The 17,396-nt window shown below is 39.2% G+C and carries 3 protein-coding genes; all 3 read right to left on the bottom strand.

The features are described from left to right. Window positions 1–5,766, bottom strand: coding sequence for a type I polyketide synthase (locus ACP6PM_RS10435; RefSeq protein ID WP_426584327.1), 5,766 nt, complete (start codon window positions 5,764–5,766; stop codon window positions 1–3). Between the two features lie 77 nt (window positions 5,767–5,843). Next, complete coding sequence (locus ACP6PM_RS10430) at window positions 5,844–10,589, bottom strand: amino acid adenylation domain-containing protein (RefSeq protein ID WP_426584325.1); 4,746 nt, start codon at window positions 10,587–10,589, stop codon at window positions 5,844–5,846. Continuing rightward, on the bottom strand, window positions 10,586–17,338 hold the full coding sequence (locus ACP6PM_RS10425) for an SDR family NAD(P)-dependent oxidoreductase (RefSeq protein WP_426584323.1): 6,753 nt from the start codon (window positions 17,336–17,338) through the stop codon (window positions 10,586–10,588). The genes ACP6PM_RS10430 and ACP6PM_RS10425 overlap by 4 nt, the downstream gene beginning before the upstream one ends. Window positions 17,339–17,396 lie beyond the last annotated feature (58 nt).

Here is a 17,396-nt window from a genome sequence, read left to right as displayed (position 1 = left end):
TTAGTTACCTTCATCTAGAGTAGTAAAAATTTCTTCTAACTCTTGTGCTATTCTGTCCTCAATTTCAGTTTCTGATTGAGTTTCTTCAGACTCAACTATGTTTGGAGACTGTATATTTTTCCTGTCACCGCTCTCTATTTCTCCGCTTTGCTCCTCTGGGAACAGGTCATTGATTAGGTATTTAGCCAACTTTTGAATATTGGAAGCCTCAAACAATGTAGCCGCACTAATTGAACTACCCAGACTATGACTCAAAATATTTCTCAGCTCAACTGCCATTAATGAATCCATACCCATATCAAAGAATCCTAATTGTGTATTGGGAAGTTGAGATTGAGAAGATCCTAGTAGTTTACCAACTTTAATCTGAAGATAATCAACCATCCGTTGATGGCGTTTCTTTTCTGGTAGTACTGCTAGCTCTCCTAAAAACTCTTCGCTTTTGGATTTTTTGGCCAGTCTACTTGAAGCAAAATCCTCTAAAAATAATGGTGTCTGCACACCCTCAGACAGTTGCGCAAAAAATTGAGACCAATTTACCGGAAATACTCCTACTTGGCTAACTGATTGTGATAATAATTTTCCTAATATCTCTAATCCTTTTTCTGGAGCTATTGAACTTATTCCAGTATTCTGTAGTCGATTTTGATGTTGACTTGTCAGACTAACCGCCATTCCTCCTTGACTCCATGCTCCCCAGTTAATAGTTAATCCCGGTAATCCCATGGCTTGACGATAGTGAGCAATTCCATCCATAAAGGCGTTTGCTGCTGCATAGTTTCCTTGACCTGGTGAACCAAGAAAAGAGGTTATGGAGGAAAAACAAACAAAGAAATCTAAATCCAGATTTTGAGTTAGTTCATGCAAATACCACGTCCCTTGAACTTTTGGTGCCATCACCTTAGTAAATCGATCCCAACTCATCTGTTGCAATACCCCATCATCCAAAACCCCTGCAGCATGAATCACACCTTTGAGTGGAGGCAAAGAATTCTGAATACTATCAATAATCTTAGCCACATCTTGCTTATGAGAAATATCTCCTAATAATACAGAAACTTGGGTTCCTGTTTGTTCTAACTGCTTAATAATTTCAACTGCCTTTTCTGATGGGTTACTACGTCCTGTCAATACTAAATGTTTGGCTCCCTGTTGAACCATCCATTGGGCTACTTCTAATCCTAATGCTCCCAGGCCACCAGTAATTAAATAACAGCCTTCTTGTTCAAGTTTCACCTGTTGCTGCTGCTCTAAGTAGTTATGTGATGGTCGCGCTAGTCTGGGTGCATAACGTACTCCCTGACGAATTGCGATTTGGTCTTCAATATCAGGGTCTAATAATTCCTTTGCTAATGCTTGTAAGGCTTCAGATGAATTAGATGTTTGGTCTAAATCAACACGTCTACATTGTAGTTCTGGGTGTTCCGCAGCAATTACCCGACCTAATCCCCATAAAGGAGCTTGCTGTACTTGGGACACCTGTGAATTCTGTCCCACACTCTGGGTTCCTTGAGTCACTAACCATAGAACAACTTGGGATTCTGGGTTAGACACCAATCCTTGAACCAAATGAAGCACACTACCACAACCAAGTTCTTGAGCACTTTCTAAATCTTCAGTTGAGCTATCAAGACTCCAAAGATGAACTACCCCTTCTAATTTTTCTTGAGTCGTTAACAGAGTCTGTAGTAGCTCTTTAAAATCTTGCGGATTAGTTGGATTAATTTGGTAATGCTGTTGGTCTAACTGCTTGTAGTTATCACCTGGAGAAACCAAAACACAATTCTTGTTATCTTTCTCTAACATTTTTGCTAACTCTTGACCATTCAAATCATGACTCACAAATAAAACCCAAGTTCTCGGTTTCTCTTGATTAGTATATGTGCTTGATTCCTTTTTGATAGCTTCAGTTGCTTTCCATTCTAATTCGTAAACCCATTGTTTGGTAGCAACCTCAGAGTAAGATAAAAGTTGATCCAAAATCTCTTGGTTCAACTGGGAAATATTCTGTTTGGTTTGATGTTCTTGTTTTTTAGCAGTCAGTAGTACATAGCTAGCTAATCCTTTTTGAAGTAACTTCCCAAGCTGATTATAGGATTCAAAAGCATATTTGACACGATCATCATTATTCTTCTTATACAGAGCATCCTGACTTTCCTCAAAGTCAGGATCGTATAAAAAGTTGGCTATTTCCTGACTGACATCTATTGCACTGATGAGTTGAAGATGATTCTCGGATAGTTTCTCAACCCAGTGCTGTTTGGTAATAAAGTAGGAAGATGTTTCCTCATGGTCAATATCAACATCACTATTAGCAATGAAATCAGCCAATACTAATAATCCTTCTTGCTCAAGATGCCTACTAATGTTTGAGAATAGATTATTTTTATTTTTAATATGATGAGCTACTTCAAATCCAAATACCAAGTTATAGTTATCAGGAAATTCATCTTGGGAACTATCTCGATTCAAAACTTGTATTCGATCCTGAAATTGATAAGCACTAACTTGCTTAGTCCCAAATTTCGCTTGTTCGCTAGAAATTGTATAACCGGTTAGCTGCAGATGGGGGTGCTTTTGAGCTAGATCAATTAAATCTGAGCTATATCCGCAACCAAAATCTAATACATTTTGACAAGATAAGAAATTGACTTGTGCAAAACACAACTCCCTCAACTCTTTTTGTGCATCTGAAACAAGTTTACTAAATTCTTTTTGGTTAGGTTGGTTAGGATTAGAGAATATTTTAATCCAAGAAAAACCAGGAACGGTTTCTGGTAATATTCCAAAACTTAGGAATTGTAAGAAACCTACTTGTTCCTCTCCATATACTTTTTCAAATGCCTCAGCAGAAATGTCCGTGACCGAATTATAAAAGTCATAAACTATATTTCCTTTGAATTGAATATAACTTTGGTGGCGACTGACTAGGGTATCTAATAACTTCGGTAAAATTTTTTGTTCATCTTTTGTTAACTGTGTCGCTAGGTTTAACTCTTGAATTAACCCCTCACTATTTCCTTGATTTAGTAAGTTGACAATTGGACTTAAGCTAGATTCTGGGATAAGTTTTTGGTGTTGGTCTTCGGGAGTTTCCACCCAATAACGTTCTCGTTGGAATGGATAAGTCGGCAATAACACTTTCTGACGACTATAGTCTGAGTCAAATCCTGACCAATCTATTTTTACTCCTTTTACATACAACTGTCCTAAGCTATAGAGCATTTGTTGCCATTCATCTACTCCTGGACGTAATGATGGCAACCATTCTCCTACATCTTCTGTTACACATTGCCTTCCCATGGATAACAATATTGGTTTGGGTCCGATTTCCAGAAACGTTTCATATCCTTCCTCTTCTAGAGTTTTCATACTCTGGGCAAATTTTACTGGTTGACGCACATGAGCTACCCAATATTCAGCAGTGGTTATTTCTGCACCTACTTCTGTACCTGTGACGTTTGATATTAGTGGTATTTTCGCTTGATTATAGGCTATCTCTTTTGCTACTGCGGCAAATTCTGTTAACATTGGTTCCATCAATGTGGAATGGAAACCATGGGATACTTGTAGTTGTTTTGTCTTGACTCCCACAGATTCAAATAAACTACAAATATTTGTTATGGCTGCACTTTCACCTGAAATTACTATACTTTCTGGTCCGTTAACTGCTGCTATTGTTACTTGAGAACTATATTCTTTTATGGCTTCTGTTACCTGAGATTCTGATGCCATTACCGATACCATCTTACCTCCCGATGGTAGCTTTTGCATCAACTTGCCCCGCATGGCTATTAGTTTGAGACCGTCTTCTAGGCTAAATACTCCTGTAATGCAAGCTGCTACATATTCTCCTACGCTGTGGCCCATAACTACATCTGGTTTGACTCCCCATGATTCCCATAATTTGAAGAGGGCGTATTCCAGGGCAAATATAGCGGGTTGGGTATAAGCTGTTTGGTTTAATAGATCAGAACTTGACTTTTGTGCATCTTTAGGGTAGATGACTTCTAATATAGGTACTTCTAAATATTCTTTCAGAATTTCATTGCATTGGTCTAGAATTTTCTGAAATGTGGGTTGAGTTTCATATAATTGTCGTCCCATATCTACATATTGAGAACCTTGCCCAGTAAAGAGAAAGGCTATCCTAGTACCAGATATTTCTCCAGACAACATTTCTGTTACTGCTTCTGTTGATTGGTGAGCTTTTAATTTTTCTAGTAATTCTTGTTGGTTGGAAGCAATAACAGCTAGGCGATGATTGAAATGTTTCCGTCCTGTGTTTGCAGTATAACAAATGTCTGCAATTTCTAATTCCTGATGAGTTTCTATATAGTTTTGATAACGAGCTACCAATTGTTCTAGTGCTTCTGGAGTTTTTGCTGCGAGGGTTAATAGATGAAGTGGACGCTCTGGGGAATTTTCTTTCTTAATTAGTTCTGGAGCTTCTTCCAAGATTACATGAGCGTTTGTTCCTCCAATACCAAAGGAACTAACCCCTGCTCTACGAGGAGTTCCATTGGTTTTCCATTCGGAAAGAGTAGTATTAACATATAGTGGACTATTAGCAAAATCTATTTTAGGGTTAGGTTCTTCAAAATGTAGGGTTGGTGGTAATAATTTATGTTTGAGAGCTAAAACAGTTTTTATCAGTCCTGCTACTCCTGCCGCTGCATCTAAATGACCCATATTGCTTTTTAGGGAACCAATGGCACAAAAACCTTTCTTTTCTGTGCTATAGTTAAAAGCTTGAGTCAGAGCTGCGATTTCCACCGGATCTCCCAACTCTGTCCCTGTGCCATGAGCCTCTATGTATGAAATTGTCTCTGGATCTACTCCAGCAACAGCATGAGCTTCTGAAATAACAGCTGCTTGACCTTCTATGCTAGGTGCGGTGTAGCCTACTTTCAAAGATCCATCGTTATTAATCGACGACCCCTTGATAATTGCGTGGATAGAATCACCATCTGCGATCGCGTTATTGAGTCGCTTGAGAAGTACAATCCCAACACCATCACCTGGTATTGTACCCTTGGCTTTAGCATCAAAAGTTCGACAGTGTCCATCAGGAGAGAAAATCATTCCCTCTCGATATAAGTGTCCAACTTTCTGGGGAATATGGATAGAGACACCACCAGCAAGAGCCAGATCGCATTCCCCATTGAGTAAACTTTGACAAGCCATGTGGACAGCTACCAATGAGGTTGAACAAGCAGTTTGAACGTTTACTGCTGGACCTCTTAAATTTAGCTTGTAGGCGACACGAGTTGCCAGGAAATCTTTATCACTGCTGATCATTAACTGATAAGAGTTCACTGGATTATCAGGATCGTGGTTGGGATAGAGATTTCTAAATAAGTATTGGTTCATGCCAATACCAGCATAAACTCCAATTAAACCTTCATAGGTATCTGGATTGTAACCACCTCTTTCTATAGTTTCCCAAGCACATTCAAGGAACAAACGTTGTTGCGGATCCATGTCTTCAGCTTCCTTGCGACTATAGGCAAAGAAATTAGCATCGAACATATCGATGTCTGACATCACAGCACTCGCTTTTACATAGTTAGGATCATTCAGTAATTCAGCTTTAACACCAGATTCTAGCAGTTCTTGCTCTGAAAAAAAAGAGATAGATTCAACACCATCCTTAAGATTCTGCCAAAATTGATTGGTGTCTTCAGCTTGTGGAAAACGACCAGACATGGAAATAATTGCTATACCAAGATCGTCTATTAAATTTTCTTCATCTTGTCGATTCATTTTTTTTGATCCTCACTTGTCTTAATAAATTAATTACGCAGCTATTTTGAGACTTAATTAAATACAATACAATATAATTAATCTCTGATTTGATACCGAGAACGATGTTTTTGTCGCCTTTCTAGTCTTTGCTTCATCATGCTTTTACCTTCTTTTAAGTTAGTATCGCGAATATTCCGCGCTTCCTTGGAACCATTGTTACTAATACTTTCACCTTTTATATGTTGACTTAAATAATAAATAGTTGGATATTTTAAAAGAGTGACAACTTGCAGCTCTATTTTAAATATTTCTCGAAGTTTACCACTTACCTGTATCAAGAGTAAAGAGTTTCCTCCTACTTCAAAAAAATTATCATAAATTCCTACTTTTTCTAGTTGGAGCACATCTTGCCAAACCTTAGCAATCTGTTGTTCTGTTTCTGATTTAGGTACAACATATTCAGTATGAGAACGATTAATGTTGGGGTTGGGCAACTTTTTCCGGTCTACTTTGCCATTGGGTGTTAATGGCAGGGAGTCTAACAGGACAAAAATTGATGGAACCATATACTGAGGTAGTACCTGTTCCATAAAAGTGCGTAGTTTAGGAATTAGCTGCTGAGATAATTTACTTTGTAAAGGATTGTTGCTGTAAACAGTCCAAGGTTTTTGGTCCCTATTTTCTCTTGGTAGTGGGGGTAATCCATTATTTATTGGTGCAGATGATTTTTGCCACAAGACAACATCGTAGCAATCGAAATTGAGAGCTGACCAAGTAATGTAGCTTTTATAAGCCAACTCATCATCCAAATTCCAAAAATCTTCAGGTTCTATCCCTTTTTCTGGGGTGTTTTTTGGTAAAGCTTTGCGTAGGTCTTCAAGCTTAACAAATTCATTTTTTGTTGTCAAGAGTTGATTGAGTTTTACTTGGGTTTGGAGGCGTGCATTGGGAACATCTTTAATGATGAGCATCTCTGGCTGTTTTTGTGCCAAAATTTGCTGGACAGATGATAATGTCAATTCCTCCTGCTGCCAGTTCAGCAATTCAGGGCTGCAACTAGGGGATAAAACTTCCTTTCCTATATGAAGAATCACATCATACCGGAACTTGGTAATCTCATTATCAGCACGACTACGCTTGAGCTGAATCTCTACCTGACTAATTTGGGGTAAATACTGCTGTAGAGCTTGGAAAAACTCTGGATCGATTACCAGTTCCTCTTCTTCTTTTAATTTTTTTTGCACCCGCTGCCATAAATCTTCTACTTTTTGCTCGTCCGTAGCTTGGCTCAATAATAGATCGGTATGGAATGTTTCTAGTAGTCGTAAACTCCGCACATCTCCGATAAATATAGTGCCACCCGGTGCCACTAATTTGACTGCATTTTCCAATACCCCTACTAAATATTCAATACTAGGAAAATACTGGATAACTGAGTTGAGAATTACAGCATCGAAAGATTCTTTCTCTAAGACTTGAAAATCTTGGGCAGGTTGGTTGTAGACTTTTACATGAGACCAATCTCCCTCTAGTGTTTTTAATTGTTCCTCAATATAGGAGATAGCTTTGTCGGAAATATCTGTACCGCAATATTTGGAAGTTTGGGGAGCAATCTTGAATAGCAACATCCCAGTACCACAACCAATTTCCAACACACGCTCAGGTTTGCCACAGATAATTCGTTCAATTGTGTAATCTAACCATTGAGACATATCTTCTTCAAGAAATGGCTCACCCGTATAGCTATCTCTCCAAATAAGAGGGTTGAAATTTGAAGATCCATCAACTATGGTTTGTTCATATATCTTATTTCTGAGTTGCTGCCACAATAATAGTCGCTCGTTCTGGGCCTGATTTATAGATTCACGAGAATTTTGGTCTTCACCTTGGAAGTTGGGAACGATGTATGCGATGAGTGGCTTGTCAATCAAGCGATCGGGGTGGGTAATGACTACTGCTTCTTGTACCTCTGGATGCTTAGTCAGTGTTGATTCAATTTCTCCCAGTTCAATACGGAAACCCCGAATCTTGACTTGGTTATCAATTCTACCCAGATACTCAATATTACCGTCTGGTAAATATCTAGCTAAATCCCCTGTTTTATATATTCTTGACTTTTGACTTTGGGTTTGTAAATTCCCAAAAGGATTAGGGATAAATCTCTCTTGGGTTAATTCTGGTCTGTTGAGATACCCACGGGCTAAACCAGTTCCACCAATGTGTAGTTCTCCAGGTATCCCAATGGGGACTTGTTGCAGGTAGCTATCTAATATATAAATGTCAGTATTGGCAATGGGACTACCTATTGGTGTAATTACATGACTATCTTTTGTTGATTTTAGCCGATCGCCTACTTTGTAAATTGTTGACCAAATTGTAGCTTCTGTCGGGCCATAAACATTCCATAGTTCCTTGCCTATCTCCAGTAGTTGATGAGCTAATTCAGCAGGTAAAGCTTCACCTCCAGACAATAATTTCACATCTAACTTATGATTTGATAAGCCTGCTGTTAACAACATTTTCCAAGTAGCAGGGGTTGCCTGCATCACTGTTGCTCCAGATTCTAATAACTGGGGTAACAGTCTGTTGCCATCTATAGCAATTTCACGAGGAACTAATGCTACTGATGCTCCTACTATTAGTGGTAGATAAAGTTCTAATGCTGCAATATCAAAGGAGATGGTAGTAATGGCATTAAAAGTATCCAAGTTAGTCAATTCTAGATAACTATTCATGGATACTAGGAAATTGACTAGAGAATAATGGTTGATTTCAACTCCTTTTGGTTTACCTGTGGAGCCAGAAGTATAAATTACATAAGCTCGATTCTCTGGAGTAATTACCCTTTCCAGATTTTCCTGAGAATGTGAAGCGATGGCTTGCCAATCCCTATCCAAACATACGGTTTTGGCCTGATTTTCTGGTATAATTTCTAATAATGATTCTGTTGTTAGCAATACCGGCAAAGCAGAATCTTCTAACATATAAGCCAACCGTTGTTGGGGATAACTAGGGTCGATGGGGACATAACCTCCTCCAGCTTTCAGTATTCCCAAAAGTCCCACTAACATTTCGATTGAACGGTCTATACATAAACCTACTAGCACTTCTGCTTTGACTTCCAAAGTTTGTAGATAATGTGCTAACTGATTTGCTCGTTCGTTCAACTCTTTATAAGTCAATCGTCGATCGCCAAAAATCAATGCCACAGCATCAGGAGTTTGTTTGACCTGTTCTTCAAACAATTGATGCATACATTTATCTTCTGGATATTCCGTACCAGTGTTATTCCATTCCCCTAGTAATTGCTGCTTTTCTACATCCCCCAATAAAGGCAATTGCCCCACATTTTCCTGGGGATTATTAACAATTCCTGCTAATAAAGTCTGGTAATGACTAGCCATCCTGGCAATAGTCTGCTCATCAAATATATCTGTATTGTATTTGAGGAATCCCTGCATAGATGAGTCTTCCTCAATCAGTTCTAATGTCAAATCGAACAGACTTTCATACTGAGCTAATGCAAAAGGTTCTACTTCCCATTCTCCCCAATTTACTACAGTTTTTTTCCTACTTGATAACAGCTTTTGCACATTTTGAGCACCTTGGAAATTTTGCAGGATAAAGTAAGCCTGAAATAGAGGGGAGCGACTGGAATCTTGCTCTACCTGTAATCGCTGTACTAACAAAAAAAAGGGATAATCCTGATGAGCTAACCCTTCAATAACAGTTTGGCGTACCTGAGAAAGGAAGTCTTTGAAACTGGGATTTCCGGAAAGATTTCCCCTCATCACAACTTGATCCACAAAGTAACCAACAATGGGTACAAACTCAGGTTTAGACCTACCAAAAGTAGGAGAACCGACTAAGATATCTTCTTGACTTGTGTAACGAGATAGAAGTATTTGAAAAGCTGCCAAGAAGACCATGTAAAGAGTCGCCCCTGCTTCCTGAGCTAGTGCTTTGAGTTGCTCAGTTAGTTCTTGAGGTAATTTTAAAGGGTAAGCAGCACCGTTATAAGTTTGTATTGGTGGGCGCGGTTTATCTGTAAGTAAATTCAAGACCGGCAAATCTCCTGCCAGTTTTTGTTGCCAATAATTCCAGAGGCGCTCTCCATCAGTTCCTGCTAATAAATTCCTTTGCCAATTAACATAATCTTGGTAATAACCTATTTTAGGAAGAGATATCTCAACACCAGCTTGTTGAGCTTGGTAAATTTCTGGTAGCTCGTTGACAATTGAACTCATAGACCAACCATCCCAAGCGATGTGATGTATTGTTAATAATAGGATGTGGTCTTTTTCTGAGTGGCTAAACCATCTGATTCGCATGACTGGTTTTGTTTCCAGAGCGAAAGGTAGACGATGAGTTTCCAGAACGTTTTTGTACAACTCATCCTCATTCCAACTCGAAGCATCAATCTCCAGGAAGTCCAATGGTTGATTTTGATGTACTTGTCGAACCATTTCTTGACCCAATTTTGGGAAAGTGCTGCGCAGCATTGGATGGCGAGTCTTTAAAACTTCAAAGGTTTGCTGCAAAATAGCCAGTTCTACCTGAGAGTAAATACGAACGGCAAATGACAAGTTGTAAGTATAGCTTTGTGGAGCTAGTTCCCATAAAAATCTGAGACCTGTTTGGCCATAGGATAGAGGGTATACTTGCAGGATATCTGGCTGTTCCTGCAATAATTGCACAATTTGAGTTTTGTACTGCTTCAGTTGAGAAATCACATCGGGAGTTAATACCTCTTGGGAACCTCCAGTACGCAATTTTTCTCCATCAGACCATAACTTTACCCCTTTGAGAGAGATATCTTGCAAAAACTCCACTAAGTTCATAGTTCCACCTCTATCCAATTATTATCTTGATTTTGATCGAGTTGCTCTTGACTATCTGACTTCCCATCCTTCAAAAGCGCAGCATCCTCTGTCTTCCCACTTTCCAAGGGGGACGAGAGGGGGATTTGATTTTTATCTGTTTGAATTATCAGTTGTTCCTTAACCTCAGTTGCTAGAAGTTGAATAGTTATTCCTTCCATAAATCTGGTAGCTGGAATATCCGCCCCTAGCTCAGTTTGTATCTGATTTCGCAATTCCACAGCCATTAATGAGTCAAGTCCCATCATAATTAGAGATTTTTCTAACTCTATTTGAGAAACTGTCATACCCATAATATGAGCAATTTTGCTTTGGAGATAAGAAGTCAATAGCTTTTCTTGTTCCCCATCTGAGGCTAGATTTAGCTGCTCTAAAATCTGGTAATTCTGATTCTGTTCTACGGATTTTGTGGTAAAAGCTTCTAAATATCGGAGTTTTGTTAATCCAGGCATCTGTCTAAAGAACTCAGACCAATTAACCGGGAATACCCCTACTTGGCTTTGAGACCCTGATAACAATGAACCTAATGCTTGCATTCCTGGTTCGGGTTCAATTGCCACTACTCCACTACTATGCATTCTGTTTTGATGTTCCCTTGCCAAACGAGCAGCCATTCCTGCTGTCGCCCATGCTCCCCAGTTAATACTTAATCCTGGTAATCCTTGGCCTCGACGATAGTGAGCGATCGCATCCATAAAGCCATTGGCCGCAGCATAGTTTCCTTGGCCAAAATTCCCCAACATTGAAGCCATGGAGGAGAAGCACACAAAGAAATCTAAAGGTAAATCCTGAGTTAGTTGATGTAAATACCAGGTTCCTGAAACCTTGGGAGCCATTACTTTTGTAAATTTCTCCCAGGTCATTTTTTGTAATACCCCGTCATCCAACACCCCAGCAGCATGAATTATTCCTTTGAGTGGAGGTAAGGAAGTAGAGATTTCTTCTAAGATTTTCATCACAGATTCTTGAGTAGAAATATCTCCTAACACAACACTAACTAATGCACCGGCTGCTTCTAACTCCTCTATAACTTTTTGTGCCCTTTCATTTGGGTTCCGACGCCCAGTTAATACTATATTTTTAGCTCCTTCTTTCACCATCCATTGGGCTACTTCTAACCCTAAAGCTCCTAAACCTCCTGTAATCAAATAACTGGCTTCTGATTTTATAGATTTTTGCTCATCTCCTGTTTCTGGGAGAGAAACTACCACTTTTCCTATATGTTTACCTTGCTGCATATACCGGAAAGCAGCTTTTACTTCTGTATTCGGGTATACTTTATGAGATAATGCTTTGAGTTTTCCTGACTGACACTCCCGATTTAATTCCTCTGAAAATTCTGCCATTAAACCTGGTTGTTGTTGGATCATCAGTCCAATATCGAAAGGCAAGTAATCAACATCTGGGCGTTTCTCCATCACTTTTTGTTGATCCCAAATTCCGATTTTGCCAATTTCTACAAATCGCCCTTTAGTCCCTAAAACTGCAAAACTCTTATCAATGAAGTCTCCATTCAGACTATTTAAAACTATATCTACACCTTTTCCCTGAGTTATACTCATAATTTCATCGGCAAACTCTAAAGTACGGGAATTCATTATGTGTTTTATCCCCATAGACTTGAGAAACTCCCACTTTGGAGGACTCGCTGTCGCGAATACTTCTGCTCCTACCCCCAGTGCAATTTGAACTGCTGCTTGCCCGACACCACCAGCAGCAGCATGAATTAATACTTTATCTCCTGGCTGAATTTTCGCTAAATTTTGTAATCCATAGTAAGCTGTAGCAAAAGTTAATGGTAAAGTTGCTGCTTCTGTAAAACTCAGATTTTTCGGTTTAGCCATAACTAGATCGGCACGGGTAGTGACAAAGCTACTAAACCCATTATGAACTATAGCCATCACCTCATCTCCCACCTGCCATTGAGACACATTTTTTCCTACAGATGCAATAACCCCTACACATTCCAACCCAAAATTGAGTTGAGCTACATCAGTAATACCTAATACCTCAGCATAATAGTCTTTCAGTAACCCCAGGGAATTGAGGACATCTCGGAAGTTTAAACCTGCTGCTTTGACTTGAATTTCTACTTCATTCTCTTGTGGAGGACGGCGCTCCATTACCTGCCAGTTGAGCTTATCTATCAGTCCATATTCAGATAACTTCAATTCTACTGGTTGATTTTCTAATCCTAATTCTTCTTCAGAGCTAATTTTCTGCTTTTGTTGCCGTACTAATCTAGCTATATAACGAACTCCCTGACGAATTGCTATTTGATCTTCATTATCTTCAGAAAATAGTTCATCTACTAAAATTGGGACCATTTCCGCAAAATTAGATGTGGGGTCTAAGTCTATTCGTCCACACCTTAATTCTGGGTGTTCTAGACTAATAACACGCCCTAGTCCCCATAAACTTCCTTGTTGGGGTTGCACCACTTCTGCTGCATCGAATATATTCTGAGTCCCTTGAGTCACTAACCACATTGGTATTGAACTACTTAATCCAGCTTGAACTAAAGCTTGCAGTAAATGTAACGTTGTAGCACAACCAAGTTCTTGAGCTGTTTGTAAATCTTTAGGTTCATTTAGACTCCATAAGTGCAAAATCCCCTGAATATCTGAATTATCTTGGAGCAGTTTGGAGAATTCTTCAGCAACAGTAGGATTAATTTGATAATGTTGAGCATCTAATTGTTGATACTCGGAACCTGGAGATACCCAAATATAGTTTTGTCCTCTTTGTTGTAAATGCTGCCATACCGACTCTACCAATTCATCAGTAAGGGCAAATATTAACCATTTACCAGAATTTTCACTAGATTTTGCAGTTTCTGTTAAAGGTTGAGGTTCCCAGTTAATTTCATAATACCAATCGCTCAAATCTGCATCCAGTGTCATTAGTAATGCTTTGGGATTAGCTTTCCTACCCTCAAAACCATTTACTTCAGCTACTAATTTTCCAGTTTTGTCAAATAATTGGATTTCGGCTTTCAGCAGTTTTTCCTCCGATCCCCCTTCTTTCAATCCACGGGTATAACACCAAAGCAAACCATTCTCAGGGCGTTGATAAAAAGTAAACTTCTCAATACTGAAGGGCACAAAAGTTTCACTTTGGTCTCCAGAAAGACTGAGATTCAGTGCAGCTACTGACTGGAAACATGAGTCAATTAAGGCTGGATGTATTTGGTACTTCAGAGCATCTAAGATTGTCTCAGGTACTGTCATTTGACAGAGAATTTCTCCCTCTCCTAACCATACCTGGTGTATCCATCTAAAACTCTGCCGTAATTGAACTTGTCTATCCCATAGACTTTGGTAAATTTCTGTGCTTTCAATTTTTTGACTACAACGAGATTGAAATTCAGCGATAGTTTTTACTGTCTGTATTGGTGAAGTATAGTCTAATAATTGCTCCACATTATTAATAGGAGAAATCTTACCTGTGGCATGAACAGCCCAAGAATTAGGCTCGGAGTTATCAAAACTAATTACTTGAAATGAATATGAACTATCCTGTGGAGTGAGAGCTACCTGAACATTACGCATTCCTTCTTCGGGAATTGCTAAAGCTTGGGGAAATAGAATATCCTCCAGTTGACATCCGGTTGCAGAAAATGTGAGAGAAGCACTTCCTAACAACAAAGAAATGTGACTAGCACCAGGAACTACTAATTTTTCATATATTCGGTGATCTGCTAAAAATGGTAGAGCATTGGTGCTAAACTCTGATTCAAAAAAGATATCTTTTGATAATGGAGATTGAAACTTGCGATTAATCAGAGGATGAAGTTTGCTGGCAGATATACTTTGAGAATTGGTAGTTTCCACCCAATATTTCTCTCGCTGAAATGGATAAGTTGGCAAGATTACTTTTTGACGAACGTAATCTCGGTCAAAATCTGACCAACTTACTTTAACACCCTGTACATATAACTGTCCTAAACTTGAGAGTATCTGTTGCCATTCATTGTTCAAAAGCGAAGCATCCTCTACCTTCCCATCCTTAAAAAGCGAAGCATCCTCTGGCTTCCCCCTTTCCAAGGGGGACTGGAGGGGGATTTTAGGGGGACGTAATGACGGCAACCAAATACTACTTTCTTCTGCCACACATTGACGTCCCATCCCTAGCAATATTGGTTTTGGTCCTATTTCCAGGAACAATTCATATCCTTGTTCATTTAGACTTTTCATACTCTGAAAGAATCTTACTGGTTGCCGGACATGACGCACCCAATATTCAGAAGTAGCAATTTCTGCACCTACTTTTTCACCAGTGACATTAGAAATGAGTGGTATCTGAGGTTTACTGTAGGTTACTTCCTGAGCTACTGTTGCAAATTCTGCCAACATTGGCTCCATCAAAGGAGAGTGAAAAGCATGGGATACCTGTAATTTTTTAGTCTTAACTCCTTGGGATTCTAACTTACTGCAAATATTTGCTAGAGCTTCACTCTCACCAGAAATTACTATACTTTCTGGTCCATTAATTGCTGCTATTGCTACTTGAGAACTATACTCGCCTATAGCTTCTATAACTTGAGATTCTGACGCTAATAAAGATACCATTTCACCACCGGAGGGTAACTTCTGCATCAACTTACCCCGCATCGCGATTAATTTCAGACCATCTTCTAAACTGAATACTCCTGCTACTGTTGCTGCTACATATTCACCCACACTATGACCCATCACTACATTGGGTTTAATTCCCCATGATTCCCATAACTTAGCTAGGGCGTACTCTATAGCAAATAGAGAAGGTTGAGTATAAGCTGTTTGGTCTAATACACTTGACTTTTGTGCATCTTTAGGGTAGATAACTTCTAATATAGGTACTTCTAGATAGGATTGTAAAATTTGGTCGCATCGATCTAAAGCTTGACGGAAAGTTGGCTGAGTTTCATATAGTTGCCTTCCCATATTAATATACTGGGAACCTTGGCCTGTGAATAGGAAAGCTATTTTCGGACTTTGGCTACCCCCATCTACTTGTCCAGAATATACTCCTACTACTTCTTTCTTAGTTTTCCAGTCCAGCAGTTTTTCTATTAATTCTTTTGGCTGAGAAGCGATAATTGCTATTCGATGATTAAAATGCGCTCTACCTGTATTAGCTGTATAGCATACATCATGTAGAGACGTTTCGGTAAACGTTTCTACATTAGTTTCTAAATAATTTTGATAACTACTGACTAAATCTTCTAAAGCTTTTTCTGTTTTTGCCGACAGAGTTAACAAATGCAATGAACGCTCTAAATTATCCCCCCTTTCAAAGGGGGGTAGGGGGGATTCTTCTGACTTCTGATTTATGACTTCAGTTGTAGCCTCTTCTAAAAGAATATGAGCATTGGTACCACTAATAGCAAAAGAACTTACTCCTGCAATTCTTTTATCTCCTGATGACGGCCAAGGTGTGAGTTGAGTAGGTACTTTTAAAGGTATATTCTCCCAATCAATATAGGGGGTAGGATTAGCAAAATGCAGATGAGGAGCAATTTTTTGATGTTGCAGTTGCAAAACCACCTTAATCACACCTGCAATTCCAGCGGCAGCTTCTAAATGACCAATATTAGTTTTAACTGAAGCGATATGCAATGGATTTTCCACATCGCGTCCCTCCTCAAACACGCTAGTTAAAGCTCTCACTTCCATCGGATCTCCGAGGGAAGTTCCCGTACCATGAGCTTCCACATAACTAACTTGACCTGATTCTACTTTTGCTGCTTTGAGAGCTTGTTGAATAAGTTTTTCCTGAGCTAGTTTATTAGGTACTGTCAGTCCGCTACTCGGTCCATCATGATTAACAGCGGAACCACGAATTACTGCCTGGATATTGTCTCCATCCCTGACCGCATCCGATAAACGCTTCAGTACAACAATGCCACATCCTTCTCCCCTACCATAACCATCTGCAGCAGCATCAAAAGTTTTACACTTGCCATCAGGTGATAGAGCCTTTAATTTTGATAGTGCAGTTGTTACTTGAGGAGATAGAATTAGTTGGACTCCTCCAGCTAAAGCCAAATTGGACTCACCCTGACGCAGACTCTGACAAGCTTCATGTATAGCTACCAGAGATGATGAACAAGCTGTATCTATTGCTATTGATGGGCCTTGCAATCCTAAAAAGTAAGATAACCTACCTGCTGCAAAACAAAACCCATTTCCTGTAGCATCGTAAGGGCTAATATTTTCTACTTGGCTGAAACCCAAATTAGCATAATCATTTTGACCAATACCCAGAAACACTCCTGTCTGAGTGTTTTCTAATTGCTGGGGATTAATACCAGCTCTTTCTAAAGCTTCCCAAGTTACTTCTAAAATAAAACGTTGCTGTGGGTCAAGGCTATGTGCTTCTTTGCCAGAGATACCAAAAAATTGCGGATCGAACCGATCTACCTGATCAACTAATGCTGCGTGACGGATATACATTTTCCCAGGAGTATCAGGGTTGGGGTCGTAGTAAGAATCTATATCCCAACGTTCTTGTGGAATCTCTATCACAGAGTCTTTACCATTAGATAACAATTCCCAGAAACTTTCTGGTGTGTTGGCATTTCCAGGAAATCTACAGCCCATACCAATGATGGCTATCGCTTCACTTTTTGAACGCTCCATCATTTCCAATTTAGTTTCTGCTTGCTTTAAAGCTAAAAACATTTGTTTGGATAATGATAGTTGCTCTTTTTTAGTAGTCGGTTCCATAAATTTCTAGCCTCAACCTAATTTGTTTTCAATAATTTTTATAGTTATAAAATCCACC

The organism is Dapis brunnea BLCC-M229 (genome assembly GCF_050015995.1).
Taxonomy (GTDB): domain Bacteria; phylum Cyanobacteriota; class Cyanobacteriia; order Cyanobacteriales; family Microcoleaceae; genus Trichodesmium.
This window is presented reverse-complemented; position numbering and strand designations above follow the sequence as displayed.